This is a genomic window from Streptomyces sp. NPDC096152 (assembly GCF_044763235.1).
Classification (GTDB): domain Bacteria; phylum Actinomycetota; class Actinomycetes; order Streptomycetales; family Streptomycetaceae; genus Streptomyces.
In genome coordinates this window covers 580,669-594,888 of the sequence record NZ_JBIWFW010000003.1, presented here as the reverse complement: position 1 = coordinate 594,888, position 14,220 = coordinate 580,669, and the positions used below count along the sequence as shown (strand labels likewise).

Here is a 14,220-nt window from a genome sequence, read left to right as displayed (position 1 = left end):
GGCGATTGGTACCCCCACGGGATTCCGGTTGTCCGGTGACCCGCCTCCGGCGGCCGCCCTCGTCCCCTCCCTCGGACGGGCGGCCGCCGCTCGTACGTCACGTGGCCGTCACTCTGTGGGACGGGCCACACCGGCCCGGCGGCCGGGGATCCCGGAGGCGCGATAGCCTGACCGCTGGATCTCTCTTGACGCCAAGAGATCGATCATCCGTACCCTTGATCGGTCATCGTGGCGGCGCCGGTCACGAGCCGGTGGCGGGATCCCGCACCCCGGGGCAGGGACGCCCCACCGCCAGCTGTCATACGGAGAACGCCATGACCCGCACTCCCGTGAACGTCACCGTCACCGGCGCGGCCGGCCAGATCGGTTACGCCCTGCTCTTCCGCATCGCCTCCGGCCAGCTGCTCGGCGCGGACGTGCCGGTCAAGCTGCGTCTGCTGGAGATCACCCCGGCGCTGAAGGCCGCCGAGGGCACGGCCATGGAGCTGGACGACTGCGCGTTCCCGCTCCTGCAGGGCATCGAGATCTCGGACGACCCGAACGTCGCGTTCGACGGCGCCAACGTCGCCCTCCTCGTGGGCGCCCGCCCGCGCACCAAGGGCATGGAGCGCGGTGACCTCCTGGAGGCCAACGGCGGCATCTTCAAGCCGCAGGGCAAGGCCATCAACGACCACGCCGCGGACGACATCAAGGTCCTCGTCGTCGGCAACCCGGCCAACACCAACGCCCTCATCGCGCAGGCCGCCGCCCCGGACGTACCGGCCGAGCGCTTCACCGCGATGACCCGCCTGGACCACAACCGCGCGCTGACCCAGCTCGCGAAGAAGACGGGCACCACGGTCGCCGACATCAAGCGCCTGACCATCTGGGGCAACCACTCCGCCACCCAGTACCCGGACATCTTCCACGCCACGGTCGGCGGCAAGAACGCGGCCGAGGTCGTGAACGACGAGAAGTGGCTGGCCGAGGACTTCATCCCGACCGTCGCCAAGCGCGGTGCCGCGATCATCGAGGCCCGCGGTGCCTCGTCGGCCGCCTCCGCCGCCAACGCCGCCATCGACCACGTCCACACCTGGGTCAACGGCACCGCCGAGGGCAACTGGACCTCCATGGGCATCCCGTCGGACGGCTCCTACGGCGTCCCGGAGGGCCTGATCTCCTCCTTCCCGGTCACCTGCAAGGACGGCCAGTACGAGATCGTCCAGGGCCTGGAGATCAACGAGTTCTCCCGCGCCCGCATCGACGCCTCCGTCAAGGAGCTCGAGGAGGAGCGCGAGGCGGTCCGCGGTCTCGGCCTGATCTGATCCCCGGCCTCACGGCCCGCGTCCTCGGGACCCCGTCCCCGGACCAGTCTTCACGGCTTCGTCACGGCCTCGCACAGGCCCCGTTCCGGTTCCTTCCGGAACGGGGCCTGTGGCGTGTTTTTGCCGCTACCGTCAAAGGCGTACCCGTCAGGGTGAGTTCGGGGGGTTCGCGATGAGCGGTTGGGACGGTCACAGCTCCGGTTCGGGGCCGGAGCACGAGCCGAGCGAGGAGAGAGGCCGGGCGGCCTGGGCGGCCGAGGTGCCGGACGCGGAGGTGCCGGTCGGGGAGGTGCCCGGTACGCGGGCGCCGGACGCGGGGGCGGCCGGGACGCCGGACGGGGCGGGGACGGGCGGGGCCGCCCCGCCGTGGGCGTCGGCGGAGACCCGTACGGCCCCGGCCGCGCCCGCCGGGCCCTCGCCCACCCCGCCCCCCTGGGCCTCCGCCCAGACGCAGACGGCTCACGTCCCGCCCCCGTGGGCGACGGCCACTCCGCACCCCCGCCCGGCCCCGCCGGAAGAGGGCGCCACCCCGCCGCAGGGCAGCGGCACCCCGCCCGGCACGCCGGCGTGGGGCTCGCCGGGACCGTGGCAGACGGCCGGTACCCCTCCGTGGAACGCCGCCGGCCTGCCGCATCCGTCCACCACCCCGCCGTGGGGCTCCGCCGGCGCCCCGCCCGCCACGGGGCCCGCCCCCGGAGGTCCCCCCGCCGGATGGGGCGCCCCGGAGACCTCATCGGCGTACCCGCCCGGGCCCGGTACCTCCGCAGGGCCCGGCACCCCCGGCACCGCGGGCCACCGCGTCGGCCGGCTGCTGGCCGCGCTGGCCGTCACGGCACTCGTCGGCGGGGGAGCGGGCGCCGGCGTCTGGTACGTGGCCCGCGACCACGGAGGCACCGGCACCGGGGCCGCCCCGGCCGTCGACGCGGGCGTCTCCGGCCCCGCCGCGAATTCGGCGACCTCCGGATCCAGGCCGGCCGCCTCCCCGCCCCAGGAGTCCGCGCCGCCCGGCTCCCCCTTCCTCGCCCCGTCCGCCCCGGCCGGGTACCGGCGCGCCCAGGACCCCGTCGGCTACACGGTCGACGTACCCGAAGGCTGGTCCCGGCGGCAGAAGCAGGGCGAGAAGGCCCCGGTGGTCTACTACGACGCCCCCGGCGACGGCCGCCAGCTCCAGATCTTCGCGATCGCCGAGGACACCCCGGCCGCCTCCCTGGACCTCGCCGAGAACCACCCCGGCTACGGCTTCGCCCGCCAGCCGGGCTACCAGGCCCTGGACCGCGGTGCCGCCGCCACCTGGTCCGAGCTCACCTACCGCTACGACGACCCGGACAAGGGCGCCCGCCGGGTGATCGACCACCGCTTCCAGGCACCCGACGGCACCCTCTACGCGATCCGCGTCAGCGGCCCGGAGACCATGGCGCCCGACCTGATCAGCACCCCGCTCACCACCGCGCTCGCCTCCTTCTGCCCGTCCGGCGGCTCCTGCGGCTGAGGCCCTTCTTCCGGAACGGGCCGGGCGTCGGACCGCGACGTCATCTCGACGCCACCATGACGCCGGCCCACCCGACCCGTACGTCCCTTTCGTTAATTTCCGCCCCTTAATTCCGTGACACGGAACACTTCGAGCCACGGATTGCGCATGCAATTCGGGGGGACGGGCATGCGCTAGAGGCCCCTGAGGGTGACACCCATGTAACACAGGGCCACTGAGCAGGAACGAAAGGCAACCCCGATCATGGCGGACACGGCGAAACGCACGGCGCACAGCACCATCCACGCGGGAGGGGAGTGGCTGGAAGCGGTCTCCGGCGCCACGCGCGACATCCTCGACCCCGCGGACGCGACGCCGTTCGCCGTGGTGGCGGAGGGCGACGAGAAGGACACGGACCTCGCCGTCGAGGCCGCGCGGCGTGCCTTCGACGGCGGCCGGGGCGCATGGCCGGGCACTCCGGCCGCCGAGCGTGCCGCCCTGCTGCGCCGGGTCGCCGACCTCCTGGTGCGCGACCGCGAGCGGCTCGGTCTGCTGGAGAGCCGGGACGCGGGCAAGACCGTGGAGGAGGGCCGGGTCGACATCGACTGCGTCGCCGACGCCTTCCGCTACTTCGCCGACCTGGTCGCCGCCGAGGCCCCCGGCCGGGTCGTGGACGCCGGCTCGCCCGACATCCACAGCGTGGTCGTGCACGAGCCGGTCGGCGTCTGTGCGCTGATCACTCCCTGGAACTACCCGCTGCTCCAGGCCAGCTGGAAGATCGCCCCGGCGCTCGCCGCCGGCAACACCTTCGTGGTCAAACCGAGCGAGATCACCCCGCTGACCACCGTCGCGCTGATCGAGCTGCTGGCCGAGGCGGGGCTGCCCGCCGGAGTCGCCAACATCGTCACCGGTCCCGGCCACACGGTCGGCGCCCGGCTCGCCGAGCACCCCGACGTCGACCTCGTCTCCTTCACCGGCGGCCTGATCAGCGGCACCAAGGTGGCCCAGGCGGCCGCCCCGAGCGTCAAGAAGGTCGCCCTCGAACTCGGCGGCAAGAACCCCAACGTCGTCTTCGCCGACGCCTGCGCCACCGACGAGGGCTTCGACACCGCCGTGGACCAGGCCCTCAACGCGGCCTTCATCCACAGCGGCCAGGTCTGCTCGGCGGGTGCCCGGCTGATCGTCGAGGAGTCCGTGCGGGAACGATTCGTCGCCGAACTCGCCCGCCGGGCCGGGAAGATCCGCCTCGGCCGCGGCACCGAGGACGGCGTCGAGTGCGGCCCGCTCGTCTCCGAGCAGCAGCGCGCCAAGGTGGAGGCGTACGTCGCCGGCGCGCTCGAGGAGGGTGCCGTGCTGCGCTCCGGCGGCAGGCGGCCCGAGCCGTCGGCGCAGCGCCCCGCCGCCGGCTACTTCTACGAGCCGACCGTCCTCGACGGCTGCCACCGCGAGATGAAGGTCGTCCGGGAGGAGGTCTTCGGCCCGGTCGTCACCGTCGAGACCTTCCGCACCGAGGACGAGGCCGTCGCCCTCGCCAACGACACCGAGTACGGCCTCGCGGGCGCGGTGTGGACCGCCGACGCGGGGCGCGCCCGCCGCGTGGCCGGGCGGCTGCGCCACGGCACCGTCTGGATCAACGACTTCCACCCCTACCTGCCGCAGGCGGAGTGGGGCGGCTTCGGCAAGAGCGGCGTCGGACGCGAACTCGGCCCCGCCGGACTCGCCGAGTACCGCGAGAGCAAGCACGTCTACCAGAACCTCGCGCCCCAGCCGGTGCGCTGGTTCGCGGGCTGAGCCGGGCCCACCCCGCCCGCATCGCCCCCGACGCCCCGGCCCCCGGACCACGGCCCCGACCCCGGTCGGCCACGGCCCACGACCCCGGCCACGACCCCCGACCACGGACCCCGGACCACCACCTCCCCACCGACCCCCCACCGGAGTACCACCCAGATGCCTGACAACACCCACGAGTACGACTACGTCGTCATCGGCGGCGGCACGGCAGGCTCCGTCATCGCCTCCCGCCTCACCGAGAACCCCGACGTCACCGTCGCCGTCATCGAGGGCGGCCCGAGCGACGTCGACCGCGACGACGTGCTCACCCTGCGCCGCTGGATGGGCCTGCTCGGCGGCGAACTGGACTACGACTACCCGACGACGCGGCAGCCGCGCGGCAACAGCCACATCCGGCACAGCCGCGCCCGCGTCCTCGGCGGCTGCTCCTCGCACAACACGCTGATCGCCTTCAAGCCGCTGCCGTCCGACTGGGACGAGTGGGAGGCGGCCGGCGCCAAGGGCTGGGGCGCGGTTCCGATGGAGGCCTACTTCGCCCGGCTGAAGAACAACATCGTCGCGGTCGACGAGAAGGACCGGAACGCCATCGCCCGCGACTTCGTCGACGCCGCCCAGGAGGCGCTCGGCGTGCCGCGCGTCGAGGGCTTCAACAAGAAGCCGTTCAACGACGGCGTCGGCTTCTTCGACCTGGCCTACCACCCGGAGAACAACAGGCGCTCCTCGGCTTCGGTGGCGTACCTGCACCCGGTGATGGACGAGCGGGCCAACCTGACGATCTGGCTGGAGACCTGGGCGTACAAGCTCCAGCTCGACGGCACCCGCGCCGAGGGCGTGCACGTGCGCACCAAGGACGGCGAGGAGCACCTCGTCCGCGCCCGCCGCGAGGTCCTGCTGTGTGCCGGCGCCGTCGACACCCCGCGCCTGCTGATGCACTCCGGCATCGGCCCGAAGGCGGACCTGGAGGCGCTCGGCATCCCGGTGGTGCACGACCTGCCGGGCGTCGGCGAGAACCTGCTGGACCACCCCGAGTCGGTCATCGTGTGGGAGACGAACGGCCCCATCCCGGAGAACTCCGCGATGGACTCCGACGCGGGCCTGTTCGTGCGCCGCGACCCCGAGCACGCGGGCCCGGACCTGATGTTCCACTTCTACCAGATCCCGTTCACCGACAACCCCGAGCGACTGGGCTACCAGCGGCCGGAGTTCGGCGTGTCGATGACCCCGAACATCCCCAAGCCGAAGAGCCGCGGCCGGCTGTACCTCACCAGCGCCGACCCGTCCGTCAAGCCCGCCCTGGACTTCCGCTACTTCACCGACGAGGACGACTACGACGGCCGCACCCTCGTGGACGGCATCAGGATCGCCCGTGAGATCGCGAAGACGCAGCCGCTGGCCGGCTGGCTCAAGCGGGAGGTGTGCCCCGGCCCGGACGTCACCGGCGACGAGGAGCTGAGCGAGTACGCCCGCAAGGTCGCGCACACCGTGTACCACCCGGCCGGCACCTGCAAGATGGGTGCCCCCGACGATGAACTCGCCGTGGTCGACCCTGAGTTGCGCGTTCGCGGTCTGCACGGCATCCGCATCGCCGACGCCTCGGTCTTCCCGACCATGACCGCGGTGAACCCGATGATCGGCGTCCTCATGGTCGGGGAGAAGGCCGCCGACCTGATCGGAGATGAAGCCTGATGGCACTCGAAGTCCCCACCCGTAAGCCCCCCGCGGACGACTCCGCCGCCGCTCCCGTCTTCTCGGTGGACGGCCTGTGGAAGGTGTTCGGCCCCAAGGCCGACCGCGTCCCCGCCGACCCCGAACTCGCCGCCCTGGAGCCCGCGGACCTGCGCGAGCGCACCGGCTGCACGGCCGCCGTCCACGACGTGAGCTTCGACGTGCGCAAGGGCGAGGTCTTCGTCGTCATGGGCCTGTCCGGCTCCGGCAAGTCCACCCTGGTGCGCTGTCTGACCCGGCTGATCGAGCCGACCGCGGGCACCATAGCCATCGACGGCGAGGACGTCCGCGCCATGGACCGCTCCCGGCTGCGCGAACTGCGCCGGCACCGCGCCGCGATGGTCTTCCAGCACTTCGGCCTGCTGCCGCACCGCACCGTCCTGGACAACGTCGCCTACGGGCTGGAGATCCAGGGCCTGGGCAAGGGCGAGCGCCGCGAGCGGGCCGCCGAGGTCGTCACGAAGGTCGGCCTGGAGGGCATGGAGCAGCGCCGTCCCGGTCAGCTCTCCGGCGGCCAGCGCCAGCGCGTCGGCCTGGCCCGCGCCCTCGCCGTCGACCCGGAGGTCCTCCTCTTCGACGAGCCGTTCAGCGCGCTCGACCCGCTGATCCGGCGGGACATGCAGGACGAGGTGATCCGCCTGCACCGCGAGGAGGGCCGCACGATGGTCTTCATCACCCACGACCTCAACGAGGCCCTCAAGCTCGGCGACCGGATCGCGCTCATGCGCGACGGCCGCATCGTCCAGCTCGGCACCCCCGAGGAGATCGTCGGCGCCCCGGCCGACGACTACGTCCGCGAGTTCGTCCGGGACGTCCCGCGCGAGCAGGTCATGACGGTCCGCACCGCCATGCGCCCCGCGTCCGGGCAGGAGACCGCGGGCGGTCCCGCGCTCGCCCCCGACGCGACGGTGTCCGAGGCGATCGAGGCGGTGGCCCGCACCGGCGCCCCGGCCCGCGTGATGGACGAGGGTCGCTGTCTCGGCGTCGTCGACCACGAGCGGCTGCTCGGGGTCGTGGCCGGGACGGAGCAGCGCAAGGAGGCGATCTGATGGCGACGATCACCGCCTCCGCGCCGCGCCCCGCCCTGTCCGGCGTGCTCAGGCACCCTGCCGTCCGCAAGCTCCTGGTGCTCGCGCTGGTCGCCGCCGTCCTGGTGCCGCTCGCCAACGCCCGCTGGGCCAGCGGCAGCTGGCCCCAGGCGCTCACCGTCGACCTGTCCAAGCCGCTCGGCGGCGCCAGCGACTGGATCATCAACAACCGCGACAGCCACCCGCTGTTCCTGTACTTCTTCGGCTACGTCAGCAACGCGGTCGTCATCTCCGTACGCGTCGTCTACCTCACCCTCCTCGCCGCCGGCTGGGCGGGTGTGACGGCCGCCGCCGCGCTGGTGGCCTGGCGCACGGCCGGGGTCCGGCTCGCCCTCGGCACCGCTGCCGCCTTCCTCGCCTGCGGTCTGCTCGGCATGTGGGTGCCGACCATGCAGACGCTCGCCCTGATGATCGTGGCGGTCCTCGCCTCGGTGCTCGTGGGCGCGGTGCTCGGCCTCGCCGCCGGGCTGTCCGACCGCATGAACCGCGCCCTGCGGCCGGTCCTGGACACCATGCAGGTGCTGCCCGCGTTCGCGTACCTGCTCCCCGTCGTGCTGATCTTCGGCATCGGCGTGCCCGCCGCCGTCCTCGCCACCGTCATCTACGCGGCCCCGCCGATGGCCCGGCTGACCTCGCTCGGCCTGCGCGGCGCCGACCCGGAGGTGCTGGAGGCGGTCGACTCCCTCGGCGCCACCTCCCGCCAGCGGCTGCTGACCGCCCGTATCCCGCTCGCCCGCAAGGAACTCCTCCTCGGCCTCAACCAGACGATCATGATGGCGCTGTCCATGGCGGTCATCGCCTCCGTGATCGGCGCGGGAGGCCTCGGCGACCGCGTCTACCAGGCGCTGGCCTCCGTCGACGTGGGCGCGGCCCTCGCGGCCGGCATCCCGATCGTGCTGCTGGCCGTCGTCCTGGACCGGACGACCGGCGCCGCGGGCGAACGCATCGGGCAGGAGCAGCGCAGCGCCCGCCCGTGGGCGTACGCGGCCGTCGCCACCGTCGCCGTCGCCCTGGCCGCCCGTCTCGCGGGCGCGCTCGACTGGCCCTCGGGGTGGACCGTCAACATCGCCGAGCCGGTCAACCGCGCCGTCGACTGGATGACCGCCCACCTGTACTCGGGCGTCCCGTACATCGGCGGCACCGCGGACTGGGCCGGGCACTTCACCACCTGGGTCCTGGACCCGGTCCGGGCGGGCCTGCAGTGGCTGCCCTGGTGGTCGGTGCTGCTGATCGTCGCCGCGCTCGCCTGGCTGATCGGCACCTGGCGCACCGCGCTGACCGCCGTCCTGGCCATGGCCGCGATCGGTGTGCTGGGTGTGTGGAAGCCGTCCCTGGACACGCTGTCGCAGGTGCTCGCCGCCGTCGCCGTCACCCTCGTCGTCGGCTTCGCCGTCGGTATCGCGGCGGCCCGCAGCGACCGCGTCGAGCGGCTGCTGCGCCCGGTCCTCGACGTCTTCCAGACGATGCCGCAGTTCGTGTACCTGATCCCGGTCGTCGCGCTGTTCGGCGTGGGGCGCGCCCCCGCCGTCGCCGCGGCCGTGGTCTACGCCCTGCCCGCCGTGGTCCGCATCACCGCCCAGGGCCTGCGCCAGGTCGACCCGGCGGCCCTGGAGGCGGCCCGCTCGCTCGGCGCGACCAGCGGGCAGCAGCTCCGCCAGGTCCAGCTCCCGCTGGCCCGCCGGGCGCTGCTGCTGGCGGTCAACCAGGGGGTCGTCCTCGTCCTCGCGGTCGTCATCATCGGCGGTCTCGTCGGCGGCGGCGCGCTCGGCTACGACGTCGTCTTCGGCCTCGCCCAGGGCGACCTGGCGACCGGTCTGGTGGCCGGCCTCGCGATCGTCTGCCTCGGTCTGATGCTCGACCGGGTGACCCAGCCGACCGAACGCCGCGTGCGGAAGGGAGCGTGACATGAGGTTCAACCGCAGGACGACCCTCATCGCCGCCTCGGTGGCCGGCCTGTCGCTGCTCACCGGCTGCGGCGCCGCCGACATGACCAAGCAGGCCTCGCCGTTCGCCAACGCGCAGGGCTCGAAGACCGTGACCCTGTCCGTGCAGTCCTGGGTCGGCGCCCAGTCCAACGTGGCCGTCGCCCAGTACCTGCTGGAGCATGAACTGGGCTACCGCGTCGACACCGTCCAGGTCGACGAGGTCCCCGCCTGGGACGCGCTCAGCCAGGGCCGGGTGGACGCCATCCTGGAGGACTGGGGTCACCCGGACCAGGAGAAGCGGTACGTCGAGGACAAGAAGACGATCGCGCACGGCGGCGGACTCGGGGTGACCGGGCACATCGGCTGGTACGTCCCGACGTACCTCGCCAAGCAGCACCCGGACATCCTCGACTGGAGGAACCTGAACAAGTACGCCTCGCTCTTCCGCACAGCGGAGAGCGGCGGCAAGGGCCAGCTGATGGACGGCTCCCCGTCCTACGTCACCAACGATAAGGCCCTGGTGAAGAACCTGAAGCTGAACTACCAGGTCGTCTTCGCCGGTTCCGAGGCGGCGCAGATCACGCAGATCAGGCAGTTCGCCAAGGAGAAGAAGCCGTTCCTGACGTACTGGTACGCGCCGCAGTGGCTGTTCAAGAAGGTCCCCATGACGGAGGTGAAGCTGCCGCCGTACAAGGAGGGCTGCGACGCGGACGCGGCGAAGGTCGCCTGCGCCTACCCGCACACGCCGCTGGAGAAGTACCTCAACGCCGACTTCGCGAAGTCCGGCGGCAAGGCGGCGGCCTTCCTGAAGAAGTTCAAGTGGACGACGGAGGACCAGAACCAGGTCTCCCTGATGATCGCCGACCAGAAGCTCTCCCCGTCCGAGGCGGCGAAGAAGTGGGTGGACGGCCACCGCTCCACCTGGAAGGCCTGGCTGTCCTGAGCGACCCGGGTGCCGGGGCGGACCGCCCCGGCACCCGGCGGGTCAGAGGCCCAGGTAGCGGCTGACCGCGTGCTCCACCTCGGCCATCTCGTCGCGGTCGAGGTAGTGCACGGGGTCGCCGTGGATGTACATGACGTCCACGGTGCGGATCTGATCGACGAGCAGTCGCGTCGGAGTTCCGGCGATCTCCATTTCCGGGCGGAAGACCGCCGGCTGTGCACTGGTCGACGTGGGAATGACGGTCGCCATGCTCCACGGCATCGAGGATGGGCTCATCACCAGGCCGTACCGCTTGCCGCGCTGCTCGTGACCGCGCTTCGCGTCACCCAGGTCCACCCGGTAGACGGCGCCGCGGATCACCAGGCCTCCTCCTCTTCGGAGAGGTCCTCGTCGGCGAGTCGCTCGGCAGCCGATCGGGCCTCCGCCAGCCATACCTCGCGTTCCAGCAGCCTGAGCGCGCGTCGGATCACATCGCTCGTGCTGTCGCCGCTCTTCATGGCGGCCTTGATGATGCGCTCGTCCTCTTCGGTGGGCCGGAACCCTATCGTGCTCGCCATGCGACCAGGCTAGCGCGCTGTGGAGCAAGCGTCCAACAAATGTTCAACAGGGTCGGCCGTCACTTGTACCGGCCCGGCGTGTAGTGGCCCGGGGTCATCCGGGTCGTCACCGCGAAGCGGTTCCACGCGTTGATCACCGTGATCGCGGCGATCAGCTGGGCCAGCTCGGCCTCGTCGAAGTGCCGGGCGGCCCGCTCGTAGACCTCGTCCGGCACGAAGCCGTCGGTGAGGACGGTGACCGCCTCGGTCAGCTCGATCGCCGCGAGCTCCTTCTCCGTGTAGAAGTGCCGCGACTCCTCCCAGGCGCTCAGCTGCACGATCCGCTCGACGCTCTCGCCCGCCGCGAGCGCGTCCTTGGTGTGCATGTCCAGGCAGAACGCGCAGTGGTTGAGCTGCGAGGCGCGGATCTTCACCAGCTCGCGCAGCCGTGCGTCGAGGCCCTGCCCGGAGGCCCTCTCCAGCCGGATCATCGCCTGGTGGACCTCCGGGGCGTGCTGCGCCCAGGACAGCCGGGGGCTGTGCTCGGGGGCGTACTCCGCGGTCGTCGTCACGTGGTCGCTCGTAGTCGTCATGCGATCGACCCTAGAGGCGAGGCAGCCCAGGAGTATGGTCCATTTCCATGGCGGAACCTTGGGCCACTCTGGGCATCGACCTGCACCTGGAACCGGCCGGTCCGGGCCTGCGCCGCGGCCTGACCGACGCCCTGCGCGAGGCCGTGCGCACCGGCCGCCTGACCCCCGGCACCAGGCTGCCCTCCTCCCGCACCCTCGCCGCCGACCTGGGCATCGCCCGCAACACGGTCGCCGAGGGCTGGCTCACCGCCCGCCAGGGTTCGGGCACCCGGGTGGCCACGGGCGTGCCCGCCGTGCCCGCCGTGCCCTCCGGGCGGCGGGGGCGGACCGGCGCGGCGCTCCCGCGCCCGGAGGGCCACCGCCCCGCCCTCGACCTCCGGCCCGGCACCCCGGACCTGGCCTCCTTCCCCCGCGCCGAGTGGCTCAGGGCCGCCCGCCGCGCCCTGTCCGCGGCCCCGAACGACGCCCTCGGCTACGGCGATCCCCGCGGTCGCGCCGAACTGCGCACCGCCCTCGCCGGCTACCTCGCCCGGGTGCGGGGCGTGCGCACCGATCCCGGGCACGTGCTGGTGTGCGGGGGCTTCGCGCACGGCCTGCGGATCCTCGGCGCGGTGCTGCGCGAGCGCGGGGTGCGCACGGTCGCCGTCGAGTCCTACGGCCTCGACGTCCACTGGCGGCTGCTGGAGCAGGAGGGGCTGCGCACCCGTCCGCTGCCCTTCGACGAACTCGGCACGGACACCCGCGCGTTGAACGACGAGGGCGCCGTCCTGCTCACCCCCTCGCACCAGTTCCCGATGGGCGTACCCCTGCACCCCGACCGGCGCGCGGCCGTCCTGGACTGGGCCCGGCGCACCGGCGGCCTGGTCCTGGAGGACGACTACGACGGCGAGTTCCGCTACGACCGCCAGCCCGTCGGCGCGCTCCAGGGTCTGGCCCCCGACCACGTGGTCCACCTCGGCACGGCGAGCAAGTCCCTGGCCCCCGGCCTGCGCCTGGCCTGGGCGGCCCTGCCCCCCTCCCTCGCCGAGGAGGCAGCGGCCGCCAAGGGCCGCATCGACACCTGCGGGGTGCTGGACCAGCTGACGCTGGCGGAGTTCCTCGCCTCGGGCGCCTACGACCGGCATGTGCGCGCGGCCCGCCTGCGCTACCGCCGGCGCCGGGACGCCCTGGTCGACGCGCTCGCGGTCCGTGCCCCCGCCGTCCGCGCCACCGGCATCGCCGCCGGCCTGCACGCCGTCCTGCGTCTGCCCCCGGGCACCGAGACCTCCGCGGTCCAGGCGGCCGCCTGGCAGCACCTCGCCGTCTTCGGCCTCTCCCGCTTCCGCCACCCCCAGGCCACCACCACCCCCGTGGACGCCCTGGTCGTCGGCTACGCGACACCCCCGGACCACGCCTGGTCCTCCACCCTGGAGGCCCTGTGCCGAGCCCTCCCCTGACGGCCGGACACCCCACACCGCCCGGCCCCCAGCGCCACCACACCTTGCGCTGCCCCGCGGCGGGGCGGCCACCTTGCGCTGCCCCGCGGCGGGGCGGCCACCTTGCGCCGCCCCGCCGCAGGGCTCTCGCCCGCGGGCTGCCTCGGCCGTCCGGGCCGCCGCCTTGGGCTGCCTTCGTTGTAGCGGTGGGTGTTCTGTGGCGCTGGTGTGGTCGTCTCGGGGGCCTTCGCCGCCGCGCCCGGTGCGCCGTTCCGTCCGGGCCGTCGTCGGGGCCTGCCTCGGCCGTCCGGGCTGCCGCCTTGGGTCGCCTTCGTTGTAGCGGTGGGCGTTGGCCTGCGCCGTTGTGGCCGGCGCTCTGCGGCGCCGGGCCGCTGTCCCGGGGCGCCTCGGCCTCGTGGCCGTCGCCCCTAACCCGCCCCGGCTCCCGCCTCCGTACCCGTCCCCGCTTCCGCCCCAGCCTCCGCCGGTGCCTCGCCGAAGCGGGCCAGGGCCAGGGCGCCGGCGATCGCGACGGCGAAGCCCAGGACGGCGAGCCAGGTCAGGCCCTCGCGGGTGCGGTCGCCCAGCCAGATCACCCCGACCGCCGCGGGTCCGATCGTCTCGCCGATCACCATCCCGGCGGTGGCGGTGGTCACCGAGCCGCGCTGCAGGGCGGAGGTCAGCAGCAGGAACGCGGCGCCACCGCCGACCAGCAGCGCGTACGCCGCCGGGTTGGTGAGCAGGTCCGGCAGCGCCAGCGAGTCGATGAGGCGGACCGACACCTCCACCACCCCGAACCCGAACCCGGCCCCCAGCCCCAGCAGCAGCGCCCGCCCGCGCCCCGTCAGCCGGCCGCCCACCGCGCCCAGCGCCAGCACCGCCCCCGCCGCCGCGAGCATCGCCCACTCCAGCGCGGCCGAGCCGCCCGTGCTGCCCTCCGTCCCCGACGCCAGCCCCAGCATCGCCAGCCCGGCGCACACCACGCCCACCGCACCCCACTCCACCCCGCTCAGCCGCACCCGCAGCAGCCGGGCCGAGGCCACCGCCGTCACCGCGAGGCTGGAGGCGAGGGCCGCGCCGACCGCGTAGATCGGGATCGACCGCAGCGCGGCGATCTGGAGCAGGAAGCCGAGGCCGTCGAGCGCGAGTCCGGCCAGGTACCGCCACTGCCGCACCGCCCGCAGCAACAGCGCCGCGTCCCCGCCCCCACCTCCGCCCGCCGCGCGCGCGGCGATCGCCTGAAGCACCGTCGCCAAGCCGAAACAGACCGCCGCACCCAGTGCGCACACCATTCCAAAAAGCACGAAAAGACTATAGGCGAACAGAAGTTCCGCAGGGCCCGCTGCGCAGACGCTCTCACCGATCTCTAGGCTGACGGCCGAGAACCGGCCAGGATGGGACGCCGGACAACGGGCAACCGACAAGTGACAAC

The 14,220-nt window shown here is 73.4% G+C and carries 12 protein-coding genes; 8 read left to right on the top strand and 4 right to left on the bottom strand.

Annotated elements, in window-relative coordinates; all coding sequences use genetic code 11:
- Nucleotides 1-314: 314 nt before the first annotated feature.
- The 7 genes from ACIQ9G_RS12920 (at nucleotide 315) to ACIQ9G_RS12890 (ending at nucleotide 10,244) form a co-directional block, all read left to right on the top strand.
- Nucleotides 315-1,304 (top strand): malate dehydrogenase, encoded by a 990-nt coding sequence (locus tag ACIQ9G_RS12920; RefSeq protein WP_403608518.1) that lies wholly within the window; start codon nucleotides 315-317, stop codon nucleotides 1,302-1,304.
- A 172-nt stretch (nucleotides 1,305-1,476) separates the two neighbouring features.
- Nucleotides 1,477-2,793 carry a hypothetical protein gene (locus ACIQ9G_RS12915; RefSeq protein ID WP_403608517.1) on the top strand — a complete coding sequence of 439 codons (1,317 nt, stop codon included), beginning with the start codon at nucleotides 1,477-1,479 and terminating at the stop codon, nucleotides 2,791-2,793.
- A 243-nt stretch (nucleotides 2,794-3,036) separates the two neighbouring features.
- Complete coding sequence (locus ACIQ9G_RS12910) at nucleotides 3,037-4,563, top strand: aldehyde dehydrogenase family protein (RefSeq protein ID WP_403608516.1); 1,527 nt, start codon at nucleotides 3,037-3,039, stop codon at nucleotides 4,561-4,563.
- A 156-nt stretch (nucleotides 4,564-4,719) separates the two neighbouring features.
- Entirely contained in the window at nucleotides 4,720-6,249 is a 1,530-nt protein-coding gene (locus tag ACIQ9G_RS12905) for a GMC family oxidoreductase (protein ID WP_403608515.1), read from the top strand.
- Nucleotides 6,249-7,337 (top strand): glycine betaine/L-proline ABC transporter ATP-binding protein, encoded by a 1,089-nt coding sequence (locus ACIQ9G_RS12900; protein WP_403608514.1) that lies wholly within the window; start codon nucleotides 6,249-6,251, stop codon nucleotides 7,335-7,337. Before ACIQ9G_RS12905 ends, ACIQ9G_RS12900 begins: the two co-directional genes overlap by 1 nt.
- The gene (locus ACIQ9G_RS12895) at nucleotides 7,337-9,280 is read left to right on the top strand and encodes an ABC transporter permease (RefSeq protein ID WP_403608513.1); all 1,944 of its coding nucleotides are present in this window, start codon (nucleotides 7,337-7,339) and stop codon (nucleotides 9,278-9,280) included. Before ACIQ9G_RS12900 ends, ACIQ9G_RS12895 begins: the two co-directional genes overlap by 1 nt.
- A 1-nt stretch (nucleotide 9,281) precedes the next feature.
- Nucleotides 9,282-10,244, top strand: coding sequence for an ABC transporter substrate-binding protein (locus ACIQ9G_RS12890; protein ID WP_403608512.1), 963 nt, complete (start codon nucleotides 9,282-9,284; stop codon nucleotides 10,242-10,244).
- Nucleotides 10,245-10,286: 42 nt separating this feature from the next.
- Here ACIQ9G_RS12890 and ACIQ9G_RS12885 read toward each other — a convergent pair whose 3' ends face one another.
- Genes ACIQ9G_RS12885 through ACIQ9G_RS12875 form a run of 3 tightly spaced genes read right to left on the bottom strand, consistent with a single transcriptional unit; the run spans nucleotide 10,287 to nucleotide 11,373 of the window.
- Nucleotides 10,287-10,604 carry a type II toxin-antitoxin system PemK/MazF family toxin gene (locus tag ACIQ9G_RS12885; RefSeq protein WP_403608511.1) on the bottom strand — a complete coding sequence of 106 codons (318 nt, stop codon included), beginning with the start codon at nucleotides 10,602-10,604 and terminating at the stop codon, nucleotides 10,287-10,289.
- Nucleotides 10,601-10,801 (bottom strand): hypothetical protein, encoded by a 201-nt coding sequence (locus ACIQ9G_RS12880; protein ID WP_403608510.1) that lies wholly within the window; start codon nucleotides 10,799-10,801, stop codon nucleotides 10,601-10,603. The genes ACIQ9G_RS12885 and ACIQ9G_RS12880 overlap by 4 nt, the downstream gene beginning before the upstream one ends.
- 59 nt (nucleotides 10,802-10,860) lie before the next feature.
- Nucleotides 10,861-11,373: a carboxymuconolactone decarboxylase family protein gene (locus ACIQ9G_RS12875; RefSeq protein WP_403608509.1), complete on the bottom strand. Its 513-nt coding sequence runs from the start codon at nucleotides 11,371-11,373 to the stop codon at nucleotides 10,861-10,863.
- A 47-nt stretch (nucleotides 11,374-11,420) separates the two neighbouring features.
- Here ACIQ9G_RS12875 and ACIQ9G_RS12870 point away from each other — a divergent pair, with 47 nt between their 5' ends.
- Nucleotides 11,421-12,809 (top strand): PLP-dependent aminotransferase family protein, encoded by a 1,389-nt coding sequence (locus tag ACIQ9G_RS12870; protein WP_403608508.1) that lies wholly within the window; start codon nucleotides 11,421-11,423, stop codon nucleotides 12,807-12,809.
- A 407-nt stretch (nucleotides 12,810-13,216) separates the two neighbouring features.
- Here the strand turns inward: ACIQ9G_RS12870 and ACIQ9G_RS12865 are convergent, their stop codons facing one another.
- Nucleotides 13,217-14,080: a hypothetical protein gene (locus ACIQ9G_RS12865; protein ID WP_403608820.1), complete on the bottom strand. Its 864-nt coding sequence runs from the start codon at nucleotides 14,078-14,080 to the stop codon at nucleotides 13,217-13,219.
- Nucleotides 14,081-14,220 lie beyond the last annotated feature (140 nt).